Below are 19,652 nucleotides of genomic sequence, written 5' to 3' on the forward strand. Positions count from 1 at the left end.
AATCCGCGGTATGGCGGTAAAATAAACGCGTTAATCGATTTGTCTCAATTAGGCCTTCAGGTACCTAAAGGCTATTTCATTTCAGAAGATAAGCTCACTTCACTATGGATGGAAGCAATCCCAGAACTAGTAAGATTAGAAGCAACGGATCAACCTAGCCTACCAACTTATGAAACGATTGTTCAACGTCTGGACCAGCTGAGTTTTCCAATGAAATTATATAGGGAAATAAATGATCTTATGCTTCCTAATAAAACGTATATCGTACGTAGCAGCGGTCTAATGGAAGACCACGCGTCTACTTCTTTTGCTGGACAGTATGACACGATTGCAAATTGTACAACAATTGATGACATTATTGCTGCATTAAAACAGTGTATCGCCTCTCTTTTTAAGCCCGCTAGTTTAAATTATTGGCAGACACAACAATTGGATATTCAAAATCTAAGAATGTCTGTCATTATTCAAGAACAAATTTCAGCAGTTTCCAGTGGTATTGCGTTTACACTCAATCCTTTGACAAATAATGATCGCCAGTTAACGCTTGAAGTAGTAGAAGGCGCAGGAGAACAGCTTGTTAGCGGGTTGGTTACCCCTGAACAATTGACGATCGACTGGTTTTCAACGATTGGACCAATAAATGTCTCCCAAATTTTATCTTCAGACCAGTTGAAGCAACTTCAAGAACAATTGCTTTTGATTGCAACCTTTTATGGCTATCCTGTCGATGTAGAGTTTTGCTTCAGCAAAGATTCCTTATTTTTCTTGCAAGCTCGTCCGATTACAACCATCCGTCGAAAAATCAATGAAGGCAATTGGACCACTACGAATTTTCGTGATGGCGGTGTCGCTGCGCAGCCTTGTCCAGGATTGATGTGGAGTTTATACCGCGAATCATGGCAAACAACGTTAGAAAAATTTCTGATTCAAAATAAGTTATACGATTCAACAAACATCAAGCAGCTTTCCATCAATCATTTTGCAAGACCTTATTGGAATATTGGTGTTGTCAAAGAAGCCATGTCACGAATACCTGGCTACATTGAACGCGAATTTGACGATGAGCTTGGCGTTTATAAAAATTATCAAGGAGACGGCTACAAAAGCAAGCTGACAGTTAAGACAATCAGCCATTTACTAACTGTGGCGACTCGCATCACTAAAACGACTCAGCAGCAGCGTCAAACGGCAGCACAGCAACACAAACAACTATTAGAGACTTATCAATCAATCGATAAAAAAATCCAATCGCTGTCTTCCATAACAGATCAGCAAGACATTGAAATGTTATGGGAGTCCGTCATCAATGATGCTTATTTGCAAAGTGAACAGACTTATTTTTGGCAAGTCTATGTCAACACGGTACAGCTTTCCATGAAAAAAACGGCATTATTGAAAAAATTGCCATTAGAGACCTTTTTCCAGCTCATCTCAAAACTAGGAGAAGTCTCACATGTCCAACCGCTACGTGATTTGTATGAAATCGTTGAAATCATCGTTACAAACGAAAAATTTAAGCAGGAATGGCTGATAAACAGTCCAGTAGACATCAATACGCTGCTAACCAAACAGCCCCATCGTCTAGATGCGCAGCGGATTAAAGTTTTTCAAGCAACATTTGGCTATCATTCAAATCGTGAATTGAATTTATTGGTGCCAAGTTATAGCGAAGACCAACAGCTCGTTGTTGATCTGTTAAAAGACTACGTGGATCATCCAGAGAAACTCACGACTGCTAAACGTTCCTTCTCGCAAACGCTGACAGATGAGCAACTGGGGAAACTGATTGAACCCTATGTCACTAAATGGCAACGTACCAAAGTAATCAAGGATATCAAAATGCTACGCGAATTATTGTGGTGGCGTGAGGAGTTTAAAGATGTATCGACTCGTTTTTATCATTTGATTCGTCAAATCACTTTGAAATTAGGTGAAAGGTATTCCCAACTAGGGTATATTGATCAAACAGAAGACCTCTTCTATCTTGAAAAAGAAACGATACACTCTTTTATTACTAACCAACTTTCTCAAGAAAGTCTTCAAAAATCCGTACAAGACAATCGTATGTACTGTCAGGCTTATCGCCACTTTGTTCCTCCAGGAGATTTAATGGAGACAAGTATTTCCCCAGAGATGGAAAATCTTTTGGTAGATACTCCATCCAGTTTATCTGGAATCGGTGCTAACGATGGAATTGTTTCTGGAAAAGTAAGAATCCTTCTAGACCCTAAAGACATCCATCAGTTGCAAGCTGGCGAAATCTTGGTGACTCGTTTTACAGATACAGGTTGGAGTCACGCTTTTGGTTCCATTGAGGGTCTGATTACAGAAACTGGCGGTGTTTTATGCCATGCCTCAATTGTTGCCAGAGAATTCGGGATTCCAACGATCGTCTGTACAGCACACGCTACTGAAAACTTAAAAACAGGTATGACCGTTACAATGAATGGAACAACGGGTGATATTACAATTCAAAAAGGTGGATGCTAAAAATGTTTATTGGAGAATATGGAAAGTTTGTCTATTTAACCTATTTTGGGACAGCCCTGTCGTTAGTAGCGATGCATTTTATCATTCAAGGTGAAATGATCTGGGCGATGAGCTGCTTTATTGTGAGCGGACTTTGTGATTTATTTGATGGCATGGTTGCGCGTTCTTTTGAAAGAACAAAAGCGCAAGAACAATTTGGTGTGGAGATCGATACCCTTTGCGATATGATCAGTTTTGCGGCATTGCCCGCAGTTTTATTGATCGCACAAGGCCGGTTTCCTTTAATGAACATTTTTTTAGCTATTATTTATGTCATCGCTGCAGTTACAAGACTGGCTTATTTCAATCGTGAAACGAAAGAAAATTTAGCAGAAAGAGCTACTTATTTCCGGGGAGTTCCGGTTACCTATGGTGCACTTGTTTTTCCGGTCGGTTATTTGGTAAGTGAATGGTTAATAAGTGGCAGTTTTCAATCTGTTCTTCTACTGCTTGCTCCTATAATGGCTTTTCTATTCATCTGGGACATTAAGATTCCTAAACCCAATCGTGTAATGTACCTCTTTTTCCTAGGATTAGCGCTTGTAACGTTGTTCGGATTATGGAGATTGTAGTATGCCAAAAGTCTATCAACGTGAAACGAAATCGATTACTGAACCTAAGGAATATCAAGCAGCATGGTTAAAACGATTGTATTTAACAAAGTGGGGAAACATTTTGCTTTTCGTAGTCACTTCCCCATTGTTTTCAATCATGTGGACAGCTATTGACCATACCCGATTTTCTAAAAATAAAGTTGCTCAGTTCACCAAAGAGTACGGTATCAACATAAACGATTACGAGTCTGCAAACTATAGATCTTTTGCAGCATTCTTTATCCGAAAATTAAAAGCGGCTAACATTCACGTAAGTCCGTCTAATCGCGTTTGCGCTGTTGCGCAAGCGAAACTATTAACTGTTCCCATTCATAGTGATCAGACCTTTACCGTCAAAGGACAGAACTATCGTTTAGAAGATATCCTTCAAGACCGTTCTTCAGCTGATTATTACGAGGGTGGCACACTATTTATTTACCGATTAGCAGTCGATGATTACCATCGTTATCTGGCTAGTGAAACAGGCTCGGTTATTCATCGTCGCAAAATCCACGGAAAATTACATACAGTCAGAGAAATCGCCCAACAACACTTTCAATTATTCAAAGAAAATAAAAGAGAATATTGTCTACTTGAAACAAAGAATTTAGGGATGATCATGCAGATGGAAGTTGGAGCGCTTTTGGTTGGAAAGATTTATAATCAACCATTCGATAGTTATCAGCGAGGTAAAGAAAAAGGCTGGTTTAGCCTAGGTGGGTCCACTATACTGGTGGCTTATCCAAAGGGAACAGTAACCGTTGATCAAGATATTGATTATTATTCTAATCTAAATATAGAAACTCAAGTCAACATAGGGGAAGGAATTGGTCTGAAAACATGCTAAAGAGATTATTAACTTACTATAAAGAAATGTACCCACTGATTCCGCGATTCCTATTAGCAATCATCTACTTTTTTGAAATCTACTTTATCTTACTCCTCAACGTAGGAAAGTCAGATTTTTCAATAGGAATACAAGAATGGACCGGAGTTTGGACAATATTCACATTTTTGATGGCGCTTAGGATCGCAGATGATTTTAAAGACTACGAACACGATCAACGACTATTTCCTGATCGAGCACTGCCTTCTGGTAGAGTTAAGAAACGTGATTTAGCTATTGCTTTAGCTGTCATGGTCACGATCACTGTTGTGCTCAATGTCATCTTTATGAATAATATAGGCTGGTTTCTCTTTTTATTCATCTATGGAACCTTGATGTCGCTGTGGTTTTTCAGCAAAGCTAAAATTCAAAAATCATTACCTTTAGCACTTGTTACCCATAATCCTGTGATGATGGTCATGAATATCTATATCATCACATTCGTTTGTTACAAATATCAATTGCCATTGCTATCCCTACCTACTGTTTTGCTGGCATTTACGATGTATTTCCCAAGCTTGATATGGGAAATCAGCCGTAAAATAAGAGCACCCAAAGACGAGACAGAATATGTGACATATTCCCAACTCTTCACTTATCAAAAAGCCACACGTTTCGTTCAAGTGCTGACGATTATTGATATTTTAACGAATTTTATTTTATTATGGAATATTTCAAAAATCGGCGTCGTTGTTCTATTGGCAAATGTCATCTGGATGACGATTCAATTTCAACAATTCATTCATGATCCGACACGTTTCAGTATCAAAAATCGAGTAGAACGTTATACCTACATTACGGAAACAACGATGGTTCTTTCGGTTGCCGCACATCTATTGTTACAGGGGTTTGTCCGATGAAACAACTCACTAACTTTCACCGTCGATCAGTAGGTTCAAAAGCAGCTAATTTGCATCTCATGAAAGAGCAGGGTCTCGTTGTTCCTCCTTTTTCCGTTTTTTCATTTGATCTTTTTGATCAAACAGATGTACTTACTTTCTTGCAGGAACAGCAAGAAGCATACCATACAGGAAACGATACATTGAATGCATTAAGTCAACGATTACAACAGGAACTTAAGGCGAAATTTTTGCAAGAAGATTTTACAGCTATCCATGATTTTAGCAGACACGCATCTGGCAAGCATACCTACTCTGTGCGATCTTCAGCAAACGTTGAAGATGATGCCTCTGCCTCATTTGCTGGACAATTTTCTACGCGTTTGTTTGTTGAAGTAGATGACTTAGTTGAGGCTGTAGAGGAAACTCTTTTGTCGTTGTACCAGCCCTCTGCATTGAGTTACTACTTTGAAAATGGCATCTCGTTAGAAGCAGTTAAATTATACGTCATTCTTCAAGACATGATTTCAGGAGATTTATCTGGGGTCTATTTTACCGCGAATCCTCAAGGGTTATTGAACGAACAGTTAATTGTTGTCGGCGTTGGCGTTGGTAGCGGGATCGTTGAAGATAAAGTAGATACAACGATGGTTACGATCCATTCGGATGATCAATTGTCTTACTTTGAAACTTCTGGTACTTCTCCAATCTTAACAGAAAAACAACAAGTCGAGTTAGAAGATATGGCGGAGAAAGTAACGGACATCTTTGGTCCGCGAATGGATATTGAATTTACTTTTTTGAATGACCAACTGTACGTTTTACAGGCACGTCCTATTACAAAATTGCCTGCAGAACCGGTCACCATTTTAGATAATAGCAATATCGTGGAAAGTTATCCCGGAACAACGACTCCTTTGACATTCAGTTTCATTCAAGAAGCTTATGGGAGTATTTTTAGAGGTTTGGCCAAGCGTATGCTGAAAAATGATACACAGACACTTCAATCATTTGAGCCTACTTTTCAAAATATGATTGCTCAAGTAAACAGCCGTGTATACTATCAAATCAATAATTGGTACAAATTACTTCATCTTCTGCCCTTTTCTAAGCAGATCATCCCTATTTGGCAAGATATGTTAGGTGTTCAAGCCACCGATATCTCTGCAATTACAGTAAAAATCAGTCGCTCAACTCGACTGAAAATCATGGGACGCATCATTAAGAGTTTCATCCAAGCGCCTCGTTCAATGAAACAACTCGATTCGGATTTTGAAGCGATTTCTGAACATTTCAATCAAACGTATACGCGAGAGGCTTCATTTGAAGAACTTCATCAATTATTTGAGCAGATCAAACGACAAGTATTGGAACAATGGGATGTCACTTTGATCAATGATCTCTATGCGTTTGTTTATACTGGGCTGTTAAAAAAAGTCTGTCCGCCTGAAGAAGTTCAAGAGGCAATAGCCGGGATAGAACAAATTGAAAGTATGAAACCAGTGTTTGAACTGAATAAAATCATTTATGCCATTCAGGAAGAACAACATAGCGACTATCGAAAAATAATTGAAAGCATTTCTTCGGAACTTGCAGCTGATTTTATTGAGACAGATTTGCATCCAATCACACAAGATATCCGACAGTTCATTCAACAATTTGGAGATCGAGCTCCAGAAGAATTAAAATTAGAGACGGCAACCTTTCGTAGTCATCCTTTTTCATTAATTCAACTGATCCAACAGCAATTGGAATTGCCGCAAACAGCTATACGTACTGACTCTAAAGCAACGATAACAAACAAATCACGAAGTCCATTGGTGAATGGGCTGAAAAAACGCGCTATGACAGGGATCAAATACAGAGAAAGTTCTCGCTTGAATCGTACGCGCATTTATGGAATGATGCGACTCATCTTTATCACTATGGGCGAGCAGTTGGTAAAAGAAAATCGTCTTGAGCAATCAGAAGATGTATTTTATTTAACGATGGCTGAATTATTCGATTTGGCTAGCCATAGAGATCTTTCAAATATGCAAACAGAGATACAAAAACGGAAACATAAACGGTCTGTAGATCAGAAATTACCTGCATTCAGCCGGCTGATCTATGCTGGAAGTATTTTCGAAAAATATCCACAAACGATCAATCAGCAGCAGATCGTCTCGACCAGCCAACAGGACTTCCAAGGAATCGGTTGTTCAAAAGGCGTGGTTCGAGGGCAAGTTTTAGTTGTCGAAGATATTCAAGCCGTTAATGTTCAGCAATCCTATAATAGAATTATCGTCACAAAAATGACGGATCCGGGATGGGTGTATTTACTGACCCAAGCAAAAGGAATCATTGCGGAAAAAGGCTCGTTATTATCTCATACAGCAATCATCTCTCGCGAATTAGGTATTCCTTCTGTCGTCAATGTCCAACAAGCCACACAACAACTAACGACTGGAGAATGGATCGAAATAAATGGCCAGACTGGTCTGATCAAACGTTTGGAGGATGAAAATGATTACTCATAGTTCTTTAAAAATCATTCCAGTGGTTTCAGGTGAAAAATCAGAAGCCGATTTCCTGCAATTCCCACAACGGGTTTATAAAAAAGAGGAATTGATGCAATCCGTCTCAGAGGAACAAGCACAGATCAGTGGACAGCATCCGTTGAGTCCAACCTATACTTTCCAAGCATTCAATGGTTACCAAGAGGGTCAAATGGTAATTCGCGGGGCTCTGATAAAACCACATCACTTGGAAGACTATTACTTAGGGTATTTTGAAGCAGTAGATGATGTAACCGTCATGATTCAGTTTATCCAAACACTGAGTGAAAAAGTACGAGACAAAAATGTGCAGCGCATCATTGGTCCTGTTCAAGGAAGTTTCTGGCTAGGCTATCGAATGAAAGTTAAAGGATTTGAACGAGCGCCATTTACGAGTGAACCGCACAATCCATCGTATTATCCGAAGTTATGGCAAGCGGCCGGTTTTAAAGAGGTCGAACACTACACGTCAAATTTTTATCGTTCGATTCCACCTCAATATGAATCAAAAAAACTAGCCAAACGTTATCAATTATTTGTGGAAAAAGGTTATCGTTTTGTTTCTCCTAAACCAGAAGATTGGCCAACCGTTTCGCTTGAAGTCTTTGAACTTTTAAGAGTACTCTACAAAGACTTTCCATTGTATCAAGAGGTTACAGCTGAACAGTTTAGTCAAATTTTTGCCGATTTAAAACAAGTGATCGATTTTTCTATGGTGAAGTTGGCCTACAAAGATCAGCAGCTTGTTGGCTTTTTGATTACTTTGCCGGATTATGGCAATTTGATTTATCAAAAAATGAATCTGCTAAATCTAGCGAAAATTATTTATAAAAAATGGCGTGCTAAACGTTATGTCATTCTGTATTTAGGTGTAGACTCTAAGCATCTGGGTTTGGGATTGGCGATGTCCTATCCGGTTTTCAAACAGGTAAAACAACGCAAAGCAGAAGTAGTTGCTGCATTGATCCATGAAAATACGGTAACAAACCGATATGTGACAGAGATGCAGGAAGATTCTCATGCTTACAGCTTATGGATGCTGGAATTGGAGTAAACAAAGCTGGGGCGAAATTTAGAAAAATCAAACGATCTCACCAATCATATGATGTGCTTTACTGCATAAAAAGACCCCAAAAGCTAAGCTTTTGGGGTCTTTGGCTTAATTATTTTAAATTACGGACAGCTTCTTCAACAGCTGTATTACCAGATAGAACTTCAAATTCTTGTTTGATTGTGTTGTCATTATGAAGTACCGAAATCAACGTTTGAGCTACATCTTGACGTGGAATCTCAGTAATATCTTGGCCCATACCGACTTTTATTTGATTGGTACCAGGTTCATCAACTAGTATACCAGGATGCACAATCGTCCAATCTAGATCTGTACGATTTTTTAACCATTCATCCGCATAATTTTTAGCGATGGTGTAAATTTGTAAATCCTGTTCTTGAGACATGGCTTCACGCCCTGTACGGAAGGTACTAACCATAACAAAACGTTTAACGCCAGCTTGTTCTGCAGCCGTCATTGCTTTAATGGCTCCATCTAAGTCAATCAAAATGGTTTTGTCCAAACCACTTCCACCAGCTCCAGCACTGAAGATAACTGCATCGACATTTTTCATAGCGTCTGCCAATTCATCTACTGAATTTTTAACAAGATCTAAGAGAACCGTTTCAATTCCTCGTTCTTCGAAGAAACTAACTTGTTCAGCCTTACGGATCATTGCGATTTCTTCAATAGCAGAATCCTCTTTAGTAAAATCTGCAAAATGACGAGCTACTTTCCCATTGCCACCTACAACTAGTACTTTCATTTAAAAACTCCTCTCAATAAATAATTCAGCTTACATTTAGTATAACGCATATCACTTACTTTTTGTTGTATTGTGAACTAAACACAGGCATGACTTGATCGTCACCATAAGTTTCGATAAGCGGCAACTCATTTAACGTATTCATATCCACTTCAGAGATTGTAAAGTCGATATCGGCATTCGATTTCATATGATCCTTATTAGTCGTTTTAGGTAAAGCAACTGTGTCTAATTGTAAGACATAGCGAATACTTAATTGAGCAGGTGAAGCCTTATACTTTTCAGCCATCTCTTTAACGACTGGATGATCAAGAATAGCTCCGTGAGCAATTGGTGAGTAAGCTTCGACAATGATGTCTTGGCTTTGACAATACTTAATGACATCGGTTGGAACATTCGTAATGTGTGCAAGAACTTGGTTTACCATTGGTTTGACTTTTCCGTTATTGATCAAGTTTTCCAAGTCTACTTGCTCAAAATTAGACACACCGATTGCGCGTAATTTGCCTGCTTCATATGCTTCTTCTAAGGCGCGCCATGCTTCCAAATTCCCTTCGAAGTAATGGTTGCCATCACGGAAATTTGCCCAAGGCTGCGGACTATGAATAATCATTAAGTCGATATAATCCACATTTAAAAGTTCAAGTGATTTCTCAATTGCTTTGACCGCTTCCTCATAATTTTTGATATCGCCTTCGAGTTTCGTGGTGACAAAAATAGCTTCACGGTTAACACCTGACTCTTTAAGTCCACGGCCTACACCTTCTTCATTAAGGTAAGCTTCAGCTGTGTCAATATGACGGTAACCTGAATCAAGGGCATCTTTTACAACTTGAACAACTGCTGCATTATCTATCATCCAAGTTCCTAAACCTAATTTAGGAATTTCAACTCCATTTGCTAATGTATACGTTTCGTTTACTACCATTTTCAGTTCCTTCTTTCTATCTCTTTTTATTTTTCAACAGATTAATGAAAGACGATTTCTTTAGTGATTTTCGCAGGTGTACCCGCAACAATCACATTGTCTGGTACATCTTTAGTGACTGTAGCATCTGCTGCAACAATAACATTTTTACCAATTGTTACGCCAGGCAGAACAGTTGCATTTGCTCCGATCCAAGCATTCTTTTTAATTTGAATCGAATCCACGATGATTCCTCTTCTTTTTACTGGATCCACTAAATGGTTCACTGTGAGCAAACGCGCGCCAGGTCCAATCAAGACCTCATCTTCGAGATAAATACCGCCTAAATCGACAAACGTGACGTTTTGATTGATAAAAATATTTTTCCCAAATGAAATGTGTTTTCCAAAATCTGTGTAAAAAGGCAACGATACAGTAACCGAAGAATCAATCGTTTCACCAGTGATTTGTTCAAGAGAAGTGCGTACCTCTGAAGGAGTATGGTAACCGGTATTCAATTCCATGACTAATCTTTCGTTTCCTGCCTTCTGCTCATGTATTTCTTCAAAATAAGAGGATCCTTTCACTATTTCTTTCCTAATAATTCGGCTTAATAAGTCTTTCATAGCTCTTCACCACCTATATCGTTATTTCTTGTTAAACCCATCATACTAAGATAAACTGAATCTGACTAATACTTATATAGCATACGCAGCTATGCTTTTTAACTATACATAGGAGGGATACATATTGGATTTTCGTGTATTAAATTATTTTTTGACGGTGGCTCAAGAAAAAACAATTAGTAAAGCAGCAGAATCCTTACATTTGTCTCAACCGACCTTATCTAAGCAACTAAAAGAACTGGAAGAAGAATTAGGCGTTCGATTATTTACTCGCGGAAACCGCGAAATCACCTTAACTGAAGATGGACACTATTTGGTGAACCGTGGTAAAGAGATCCTTTCATTAGTCGACACCACAATGACAAACTTATCGAGTAAAGAAACGATCAGCGGGAAAATCGTTATTGGCGGTGGCGAAACCAAAGCCATGCAATTTATAGCTGAAAGTGTACGTGTCTTAACTGAAGAATATCCTGATGTAAAAATCCATTTATATAGTGGAAATGCAGACGATGTTTCTGAGAAATTGGACAAAGGGATCTTGGATTTTGGGATCGTCATCGATCCAGTAGAAAAGAAAAAATACGATTACTTAAGACTGCCTAGAACCGATCAATGAGGTATTTTATTCTACAAAGACCATCCTTATGCAAAAAAAGAAGCTATCTTACCTGAAGATCTAAAGTCTCTTTCGCTCTTTGTTTCAAGCCAATCTTTAGTTGATGATCAAATCGGTGAATGGCTAGGGAAAAATCTCGACAGTCAACAAATCATCGGCACCTATAACCTTTTGTATAATGCCTCGATCATGATAAAAGAAGGTATAGGTTGCGCACTATGTATTGATGGGATCATAAACACTCAAGGAACAGATTTAACATTTGTTCCACTAAAACCCAATTTGGAGGCTAGCTTAAATATAATATGGAAAAAGAATGCTATTCTTTCAAAAGCAGCAGCTGTATTCATAAAAACGGTTCAAACTTCTATCCATTTGTAGCAGCCTTTCAATACTATCGTCATTCTATTACCCATTCCTAATTAGAAAGGATCTATTCAAAAATGGAAATCGAAAATGCGCTTACTATTACGAACAGACAAGACTTAAGAAATTGGCTTGCGGTACACTCATCTACAGAAAGCTTTTGTTGGGTAGTTATCAATAAGACTGAAACCTCAGAAGTTGTTCAGTATCTAGACATCGTTGAAGAAGCTTTATGTTTTGGTTGGATCGATGGCATCAAGAAAAAAATCTCCGAGAAGGAATCTGCTCAACGAATTTCTCCAAGAAGGAAAAAAAGCAACTGGACAGAATTAAATAAAGAGCGTGTAAGAAGATTAGAAAAACTGGGTTTAATGACAGAAGCAGGCTTGAAAGTTCTTCCGGATATGCGTCCTGAATCATTTATCATCGATCAAGTGATTGAAACTCGTTTAAAAGAAGATGACCAAGTTTATCAGAATTTTATTAGCTTCCCTGAACTCTACAGAAGAATCAGAATTGATAACATACAAGCTTATAAAAATGATCCAGAACTTTTTAATAGACGATTGGATAAATTTATTGAAAGTACCAGAGCAAATAAACTTTATGGTCAGTGGCATGACAATGGTCGGCTGCTCAATTATTGATAAAATAAAAAAACGCAGACAATAAAATTATCTGCGTTTTTTAGATAATTGCCATTTTTATGTTTAACGAACAGATAAACAGTGTTAACTTGGTTTGGATAATATACGTACTCGTTTAACAGAAGGAATATCCTGAATTTTTTTTGCAACAGGTTCTATTCGGTCAAAACTTTCTTCTAAATCAATCAGCATATAGTCGTATCCATCTTTTCCATTACTGGTCATGTTTCCAATTTTAAGGTTTTCTTGGTCCAAATAGTTCATGATTTTGGACCATGCTTTTCTAGTTTTTTGATAAAAAATGGTAAGACGGTATGGGGACTGAAACACAAGACGAGTAGCTGGAAAGTTGACAGATTCTCTAACCGTTCCAAATAATAAAAAATTACGCAATGCTCTTACAGCGAGTCGGTCTCCACCCTTTAGAGCTTCCTGAGTAGTTCCACCAATATGGGGAAGCATTAAAATATTCGGGTGTCCAAGGTATTCTTCTTGAGGAAAATCAGTAATGTAACCGGCTATGGTTTCATCCTGTAGGACCTTCAATAGTCCTGTACTGTTCACAATCGGGTCACGTCCAAAATTAAGCAAATAGGCTCCTTTTTTCATTTGACTCAATTTTTCTCCCGTTAGTAGATCTTTGGTTTCATTAGTCAACGGCAGAACAACGACAACAAAATCTGAAAAGCGAAGCAATTCATCTAACTCCACTTGGTTTACATAATCAATATCATGATCCCGTCTAGCGTAGCCCAATACTTCCATTCCTAAATCATAACAGCTTCTAGCAATTTGGGTGCCGATAGCCCCCATTCCTAGTAAGCCAATTGTTTTTCCTTGAAGTTCTTGCCCAACATAGTCTGAGCGTTTGGATTCTGCTTGTCCAAGTATATCCGGACCTTTAAGTGTGCGAACCATTTCCGCTGCTGTCGCAACAGGACGTACCGTTAAAAAGAGGCAAGCCAAAACCAATTCTTTAACTGCATTTGCATTGACCCCTGGCGTGTTCAAAACAGCTGTTCCATTTTCAGTAGCAGCTTCTAGATTGATTGTATTGACACCGACACCTGATCGAGAAATAACCAATAGTTCTTCTGTGATCGCTTCATCAGGAACGTTGGAACTTCGAACTAAGATTCCTTCAGTCTCTTTCTCTTGGCTAATTTCAAAGTTTGGTTGCTGCAATCTAGCGATAAGTCCATCAGGAATTGAATCAATCAGTCGTAACTTATACATATAGCTCTGCCCCGTTTCTTCTACTGTCTCGTTCTCGTAGTCATGCAATGAATCATATTTTGAATTGTTGCTTTTTATTTTATCATTCGATACACTAAAAGAAAAGATGGAGAGGTTTGAGGCTATGCATATTGAACCAACAAAACTATACCCAGATCGTCCTGTCATTGGAAAAGACAGTCAAATCAAAGACACCCTCTTTGGTGAATATAACGAAATTGGCAAACAAAATGCGGTTGATCACTCAGAATTCGGCAGCTATACGTATATTGGAGATTATTGCTTCATCCAAAATTCAAAATTAGGCCGTTTTAACAGTATTGCCGATATGGTTCGAATTGGTCCCACAAATCATCCTTATGAACGTCCTTCTCAACATATATTTGCCTACAATGGTAGCGGCTATGGTTTCCCTGAAAATGATACAGATTTCTTGGGAAAAAGACGGGAGAACTATACAACTATTGGTAATGATGTCTGGATCGGCCATGGCGTGATCATTCAGTCTGGTGTTACTGTGGGAGATGGAGTGGTCATTGGAAGCGGCGCTGTCGTGACTAAAGATATACCACCCTATACTATTGTTGGGGGAGTACCGGCAAAACACATAAAAGATCGTTTTCCAGAAGCTATCAAAGAAAAACTTGCTCAAATTGCATGGTGGAATTGGACCCGTCAAGAATTAGAAGAACGCTATGAAGAGTTAAAATTGCCTATTGAACTGTTTGTTGAAAAATGGTCAAAAGAATAAAGATACCCTTTTAATTAGTTGATACAAAATAAGTTAATGTCTTATTTAAGATGAAGAAGATCACTCAAACCTATTTTTATAAAAAAAAGCGTGAGCCAGCTGCTCACGCTTTTTAAATTTACTGAAATTTTTGACTCCTCCTATTTTATACATAGTATTCGACAAGGAGTTTTTTTTATTGCTATTTGTTAAAATGCTTCTTTTAATGGTTGGCAAACTTCGCACTTGCGTTGATTTTTATTTTTAAATTTTGTAAAGGATTTCTCGAATGTATTGCCGCATGCACATTCAAATTGTAGTTTTTGAGAAAAACCGTGATATTCTGTCGTTAGCAATTTGCTATCCGAATTTTTTTCAACAAATTCCTTGATTGAATCGATTGTCCATTGTTTATTCATTTTCTTACACCTCCATAGTTTATTGATAGGCGGAGGCTTTCTTTGCATCCGTTCTAAGTAAACCTTAAGCTATTCATTATAACACGAATAGATACAATTAAATAGATAGAAGGTATCTCTTTAAGTTAGCTCGAAGCACATCCAACTGCAGAAAGATTCTGTCAGGTAATCATCAATCTGACTGAAACCTCAGAAGTTGCTAAATATTTAAGTCTCGTTGCGGAAAAATCTTGTTATAGTTAGATCAGAGAAAATCTATATATATAATTGTATCAACTTCTCTAAACTTTCTTTCATAATATGTTTAATTGATAAAATACGAAAAGCGTCCTGTAACAGAATTTGCAGCAGAATAATAATGATTAGTAAGAAATTTGCGAATTTGAATCTTTTTTGTTTACTTACTAAATATAAGTGTTATACTCAACTTGTACTTCAAAAAAGACATTATAGGGGGAAAATAAACATGGCAAACATTACAATTTTTGGTAAAGGAAATATGGGTTCAGCAATTGGCGGTAACTTCGAAACAGCAGGAAACGTTGTGTCTTACATCGGTAGCGGTGAATCATCAGATCAATTAGGCGATATCGTAGTATTGGCTGTTCCTTATTCAGCACTTTCTTCTATTGTGGAAGAAAATTCAGAAAAATTAGCTGGAAAAGTTGTTATTGATATTACAAACCCGCTTGATTTTGCTACATTTGATTCTTTGGTTGTTCCTTCTGACAGTTCAGCAGCAGCTGAAGTTCAAAAAGCACTTCCAAACTCTAAAGTATTGAAAGCTTTCAACACAACATTTGCTGGAACTTTGACAAGCAAAACTATTGGTGATTCACATCCAACAACTGTTTTAGTTGCAGGTGACGACACAGATGCTAAGAATCAAGTTTTCGATGCTTTAGATGGCAGTGGTTTAGCGACTCTTGATGCTGGTTCTTTGAAGAGAGCACGCGAATTGGAAGCTTTAGGATTCCTACAATTGACTCTAGCTGGTTCTGAAAAAATTAGCTGGAATGGTGGATTTGGACTTTTCAATTAATTATAAATAATTGAACTGTGCTCCATTTACGTTCCTTAAATATACTAGTAAAAATTAAATAGTTAGTATTAAATAAGATCTTGAAAACTCTATTAAAGAGTGCTCAAGGTCTTATTTGAAGGTTATCCTGACTTAGATTGTTTGTATTATTGAGTATATTTTATAGTTTAAAAACAGCTAACTGACAAGTATAAATCCGGTAGTAAACCAGACTCCTAATTGTCAATTAGCTGTTAAAGAGAACTATTTAAATGCTAACAATTCTTTACAATAATTGAAGTATCAACAAAAATAGTGTTAACTTATTATTTGATTTTTTTTTAAAAAGAGAATCCTTATACTTGTAACGTACCCTTTAGTTCCGCAGCTTTAGTAGCAATTAAATCCATTAACTCAGGAGACAAGGTATCGTAAGTCGGTAGTCCCAGATTATTTAATTCTTTACGAACATCCGCCATTTTAGAAGCTGGTGTACCTGTTTCGATTACAGATGAAACAAAGGCTGCGAATTTTGGTGCAGACCATCCTTTTTCTTCTGATAATTCTGTATGAATAAAGTCTAATCCGTAAAATGCATGATTTTTATTTTCTATACGACCATACATATGTGCACCACAATCTCTACAATAATGTCTTTGGATTGCCGCTGTTTCATCAACTACTTCTAACTTATCTTCATTGTTAATGACTTCAACTGTTTCACGAGAAACTACAGCTACTAAAGAAAACCTAGCGTCTTCTGGTTTCCAACACTGAGAACAGCCACATGCGTGGTTGTGTAGCGTTTGCGAGCTTACTTTGACCTCTACTTTATTCGATTCACAAAGACACGTTAATGTGCCCCCACCGAATCCTTCTACTTCAGGGTAATCTTGGATTCCGTTATCTAATCTTGGGTGTAATTTAATGTTAGTCATATACTTCACTCCTTGGATTTATTGTTTTTGATTCAGCGATATGAAACTCTAACTGTTCTTTTATAAATGATGAAATCATCTAATAGTTCTAAACATGTCCACTTGATATCCAAACAATCAAAAGATGATTCTTTTATTTCACGACTGCAGTTAGCTTAATCGTCTCCAATTCCTTTTTTTAGAATGGATTTGCATCGCTGATTGTTTTTCTAAAAAATTATTTGCGAAAAAAACAATTCTTAATAAGACAGGATAGTGCGGATTGATTCACCTTTGTGTAATAAGTCGAATGCTTCATTGATATCTTTAAATTCTAAGTTGTGAGTAATAAATGAATCTAAATCAATTTCACCATTCATGAAATCCAAAACCATTCCTGGTAATTCAGTTCTTCCTTTTACTCCACCAAATGCTGATCCGCGCCATACGCGTCCGGTAACTAATTGGAATGGACGTGTTTGAATTTCTTTTCCAGCACCTGCTACACCAAGGATAATACTTTCACCCCATCCTTTATGGCAAGATTCAAGTGCAGATCTCATTACATCAACGTTACCAATACATTCAAAGCTATAATCTACACCACCATTTGTCATTTCTACAATAACTTCTTGGATTGGGCGATCATATTCTTTTGAATTAACAAAATCAGTTGCGCCCATTTTTTTAGCTAATTCCCATTTGCTAGGATTAATATCAATTGCAATGATGCGTTTGGCGTTTGCTTTCTTTAATCCTTGAATAGCGGCTAAACCAATTGCACCAAGACCGAATACAGCTGCTACAGCGCCTTCTTCAACTTTTGCAGTGTTTTTAACTGCTCCCAGACCTGTAGTAACTCCACAACCAAGTAAAGCAATTTTGTCCAAAGGAGCATTTTCGTCAACTTTCACTAAGTTGATATCATTTACTACTGTGTACTCACTAAAAGTACTGGTTCCCATATAATGATAAATAGGCTCTCCTTTATATGAAAAACGAGTCGTTCCATCAGGCATTAACCCTTTACCTTGCGTCTCACGAACTGCACTACATAAATTTGTTTTGCCAGAAAGACAAAATTCACATTTTCCACATTCTGCTGTATAAAGTGGTATAACGTGATCTCCTGGTTTTACAGTTGTTACATTTTTACCTACAGATTCAACTACACCTCCACCTTCATGGCCTAAAACTGCTGGAAAAACTCCTTCTGGATCATCTCCAGACAAAGTAAAAGCATCCGTATGACAAACAGATGTATACAATATTTTAACTCTTACTTCATTTTCCTTTGGTTCTTCTACATCGATCTCAACAATTTTAAGTGGTTCATTTGGACCAAATGCTACTGCTGCTCTACTTTTCATCATTATACCCTCTTTCTTATAAACCAATTGTAGTGTATACTATTATAAATGTTAATACTGACATTTTTGTCACTACTAAATTTAACAAATAATTCTTTTTACATATGGGAGGATATGATTAAGATGATTATTCATAAAGGAAAAGAATTTTATACGGATAAAGATTTAGCGCTGTCTGTAATTGGTGGACGTTGGAAAGTTGCTATCGTCTGGGCCCTGTTGCAAGAAACTCCACTGCGTCTTAGTGAATTAAAAAAAATATTACCAGACGTCAATCAAAGAATGCTGATTCGTCAATTAAGAGAACTAGAAGAAGACAAAATTATCGAAAGAACTGTTTATCCGGTCGTACCCCCAAAGGTTGATTATAAATTAACTGATATAGGCTTAAGCTTAGAGCCTATTGTAACAGCGATTTGTGATTGGGGAGAAACCTTCCATCAGTTTCTAGATTCAAAATGAAGTTGCTGTCATCGCATTCCGTTCATAAGCAGTCAATACAAAGCGTATAAATGGTATTTTAGTTGACCAAATAACAAAGTGAACTAGGATTAGGTTAAGGTAGCTTCGACGGCACCATGACAAGGAATTTCTTCATCTAAACTAGTATGAAAGAAGATTGACATTTGCATCAGGATTACCTGAACTATATAGAAGGAATTTAAGGAGTGTAACATCTCTGGTATAAAGTGAATGAATCTTTTTAACAGACTATTATTTAAACTCGTTTATCACTAAAAAAGAAGATACTCTCGATAATGAATCGAGAACATCTTCTTTTTGTTTCTTGACTTAAAGTTTCACTTTAGCAAGGTTGATATCGTAACGTCCGCCTACCTTTTGCAATTCTTTTAACGCTTTTTTCAGTAGCGTTGCTGCTTCAACTTTCTGACTAATGCCTTTATCAATCTCGACAGTATAAGCTCTTTTTTCAATTTCGTATTTCAATCCATCAATAGTGTCAACTTCTTTTTCAAAATCATTGTACAACACACCATATTGGAGATACTGATGTGTATCACTTCCCGCTAAAACCGGCTTATTGTATTTAGCAGCTATAGCTTCAATGTTCTTTTCGTTACTCATTCCCATTAATCCTGTATCTTTCCCATTCAAATCAAAGAAGTCATAACAGTCAATCAGTTCATCAGATAATGCTAAATTGTTGCATCCGCTTCGGTAAACATGTGCAGCCCCAAAAAGCACATTGTATTCTTTGATGATGGAAAATAAGGCTTTTGCTGGTAGAAATGCTTCATTTGGTTCTGGTAAAACGCGACGACGGATCTCTAAAATATCTTCGAATCGCCCGATAACTAAATTATGGCCACCTTCTTGAATATCTACTTCTAATCCAGGGAATACACGTACACCTTCTACTAGATAAGTGTCTCCATCTTTTGGGTAGTTCTCTGTAATGTAGCCATAAATTTTTTCGAATTCTTGAGTGTTGAAATGCTCCGTCAGACAGAGTGCATCCAAGCCTCTTCTTTTTGCCTCTTTAAATAACTGTACAGTATATTCTTCTGAGAATGGTAAGTTTTTAGCTAATTTACCATGTGTGTGAAAATCTATTTTCAAAATAAGTTCCTC

General features: G+C 37.4%; 18 protein-coding genes and 1 pseudogene. 11 read left to right on the forward strand and 8 right to left on the reverse strand.

Annotated features, from left to right (window positions below; all coding sequences use genetic code 11):
• The first annotated feature begins 21 nt into the window (after positions 1–21).
• The 6 genes from BLT48_RS07965 to BLT48_RS07990 are packed head-to-tail and all read left to right on the forward strand — an operon-like array spanning position 22 to position 8,438.
• A complete protein-coding gene (locus BLT48_RS07965; protein WP_267462157.1) occupies positions 22–2,490 on the forward strand; it encodes a PEP/pyruvate-binding domain-containing protein in 2,469 nt (822 codons plus the stop codon).
• A gap of 2 nt (positions 2,491–2,492) precedes the next feature.
• The gene (locus tag BLT48_RS07970; RefSeq protein ID WP_089977055.1) at positions 2,493–3,101 is read left to right on the forward strand and encodes a CDP-alcohol phosphatidyltransferase family protein; all 609 of its coding nucleotides are present in this window, start codon (positions 2,493–2,495) and stop codon (positions 3,099–3,101) included.
• Position 3,102: 1 nt separating this feature from the next.
• The gene (locus BLT48_RS07975) at positions 3,103–3,969 is read left to right on the forward strand and encodes a phosphatidylserine decarboxylase (RefSeq protein WP_089977057.1); all 867 of its coding nucleotides are present in this window, start codon (positions 3,103–3,105) and stop codon (positions 3,967–3,969) included.
• Complete coding sequence (locus tag BLT48_RS07980; RefSeq protein WP_023179441.1) at positions 3,963–4,868, forward strand: UbiA prenyltransferase family protein; 906 nt, start codon at positions 3,963–3,965, stop codon at positions 4,866–4,868. The genes BLT48_RS07975 and BLT48_RS07980 overlap by 7 nt, the downstream gene beginning before the upstream one ends.
• The gene (locus BLT48_RS07985) at positions 4,865–7,366 is read left to right on the forward strand and encodes a phosphoenolpyruvate synthase (RefSeq protein ID WP_089977060.1); all 2,502 of its coding nucleotides are present in this window, start codon (positions 4,865–4,867) and stop codon (positions 7,364–7,366) included. The genes BLT48_RS07980 and BLT48_RS07985 overlap by 4 nt, the downstream gene beginning before the upstream one ends.
• Entirely contained in the window at positions 7,353–8,438 is a 1,086-nt protein-coding gene (locus tag BLT48_RS07990) for a hypothetical protein (RefSeq protein WP_089977064.1), read from the forward strand. The genes BLT48_RS07985 and BLT48_RS07990 overlap by 14 nt, the downstream gene beginning before the upstream one ends.
• A gap of 109 nt (positions 8,439–8,547) precedes the next feature.
• Here BLT48_RS07990 and BLT48_RS07995 read toward each other — a convergent pair whose 3' ends face one another.
• The 3 genes from BLT48_RS07995 to BLT48_RS08005 are packed head-to-tail and all read right to left on the reverse strand — an operon-like array spanning position 8,548 to position 10,734.
• Positions 8,548–9,201 carry an SDR family oxidoreductase gene (locus tag BLT48_RS07995; RefSeq protein ID WP_089977066.1) on the reverse strand — a complete coding sequence of 218 codons (654 nt, stop codon included), beginning with the start codon at positions 9,199–9,201 and terminating at the stop codon, positions 8,548–8,550.
• Between the two features lie 55 nt (positions 9,202–9,256).
• Complete coding sequence (locus BLT48_RS08000; RefSeq protein WP_089977069.1) at positions 9,257–10,129, reverse strand: aldo/keto reductase; 873 nt, start codon at positions 10,127–10,129, stop codon at positions 9,257–9,259.
• Between the two features lie 41 nt (positions 10,130–10,170).
• On the reverse strand, positions 10,171–10,734 hold the full coding sequence (locus BLT48_RS08005; protein ID WP_089977073.1) for a DapH/DapD/GlmU-related protein: 564 nt from the start codon (positions 10,732–10,734) through the stop codon (positions 10,171–10,173).
• Between the two features lie 124 nt (positions 10,735–10,858).
• Here BLT48_RS08005 and BLT48_RS08010 point away from each other — a divergent pair.
• Both BLT48_RS08010 and BLT48_RS08015 read left to right on the forward strand, forming a co-directional pair.
• Positions 10,859–11,734, forward strand: a pseudogene (locus BLT48_RS08010) (LysR family transcriptional regulator).
• A 62-nt stretch (positions 11,735–11,796) separates the two neighbouring features.
• Entirely contained in the window at positions 11,797–12,366 is a 570-nt protein-coding gene (locus BLT48_RS08015; RefSeq protein WP_089977077.1) for a YdeI/OmpD-associated family protein, read from the forward strand.
• Positions 12,367–12,450: 84 nt separating this feature from the next.
• Here the strand turns inward: BLT48_RS08015 and BLT48_RS08020 are convergent, their stop codons facing one another.
• Positions 12,451–13,602 (reverse strand): NAD(P)-dependent oxidoreductase, encoded by a 1,152-nt coding sequence (locus BLT48_RS08020; RefSeq protein ID WP_035020661.1) that lies wholly within the window; start codon positions 13,600–13,602, stop codon positions 12,451–12,453.
• 124 nt (positions 13,603–13,726) lie between these two features.
• Here BLT48_RS08020 and BLT48_RS08025 point away from each other — a divergent pair, with 124 nt between their 5' ends.
• The gene (locus BLT48_RS08025) at positions 13,727–14,353 is read left to right on the forward strand and encodes a DapH/DapD/GlmU-related protein (RefSeq protein ID WP_089977080.1); all 627 of its coding nucleotides are present in this window, start codon (positions 13,727–13,729) and stop codon (positions 14,351–14,353) included.
• 188 nt (positions 14,354–14,541) lie between these two features.
• Here the strand turns inward: BLT48_RS08025 and BLT48_RS08030 are convergent, their stop codons facing one another.
• Entirely contained in the window at positions 14,542–14,751 is a 210-nt protein-coding gene (locus BLT48_RS08030; protein WP_043945489.1) for a hypothetical protein, read from the reverse strand.
• Between the two features lie 466 nt (positions 14,752–15,217).
• Between BLT48_RS08030 and BLT48_RS08035 the strand changes: the two genes are divergently transcribed.
• Positions 15,218–15,793, forward strand: coding sequence for an NADPH-dependent F420 reductase (locus BLT48_RS08035; RefSeq protein ID WP_023179458.1), 576 nt, complete (start codon positions 15,218–15,220; stop codon positions 15,791–15,793).
• A 335-nt stretch (positions 15,794–16,128) separates the two neighbouring features.
• Here BLT48_RS08035 and gfa read toward each other — a convergent pair whose 3' ends face one another.
• Positions 16,129–16,710, reverse strand: coding sequence for an S-(hydroxymethyl)glutathione synthase (gfa, locus tag BLT48_RS08040; protein ID WP_023179460.1), 582 nt, complete (start codon positions 16,708–16,710; stop codon positions 16,129–16,131).
• Positions 16,711–16,949: 239 nt separating this feature from the next.
• Entirely contained in the window at positions 16,950–18,059 is a 1,110-nt protein-coding gene (locus BLT48_RS08045) for an S-(hydroxymethyl)glutathione dehydrogenase/class III alcohol dehydrogenase (RefSeq protein WP_089977084.1), read from the reverse strand.
• Positions 18,060–18,182: 123 nt separating this feature from the next.
• On the opposite strand from BLT48_RS08045, the gene BLT48_RS08050 reads away from it, so the two are divergent.
• Positions 18,183–18,521 (forward strand): winged helix-turn-helix transcriptional regulator, encoded by a 339-nt coding sequence (locus BLT48_RS08050; RefSeq protein WP_035020669.1) that lies wholly within the window; start codon positions 18,183–18,185, stop codon positions 18,519–18,521.
• 330 nt (positions 18,522–18,851) lie between these two features.
• Here BLT48_RS08050 and BLT48_RS08055 read toward each other — a convergent pair whose 3' ends face one another.
• Entirely contained in the window at positions 18,852–19,640 is a 789-nt protein-coding gene (locus BLT48_RS08055; protein WP_176944100.1) for a PHP domain-containing protein, read from the reverse strand.
• Between the last annotated feature and the right edge of the window lie 12 nt (positions 19,641–19,652).

It is taken from the genome of Carnobacterium viridans, assembly GCF_900102725.1.
Classification (GTDB): Bacteria; Bacillota; Bacilli; order Lactobacillales; family Carnobacteriaceae; genus Carnobacterium_B; species Carnobacterium_B viridans.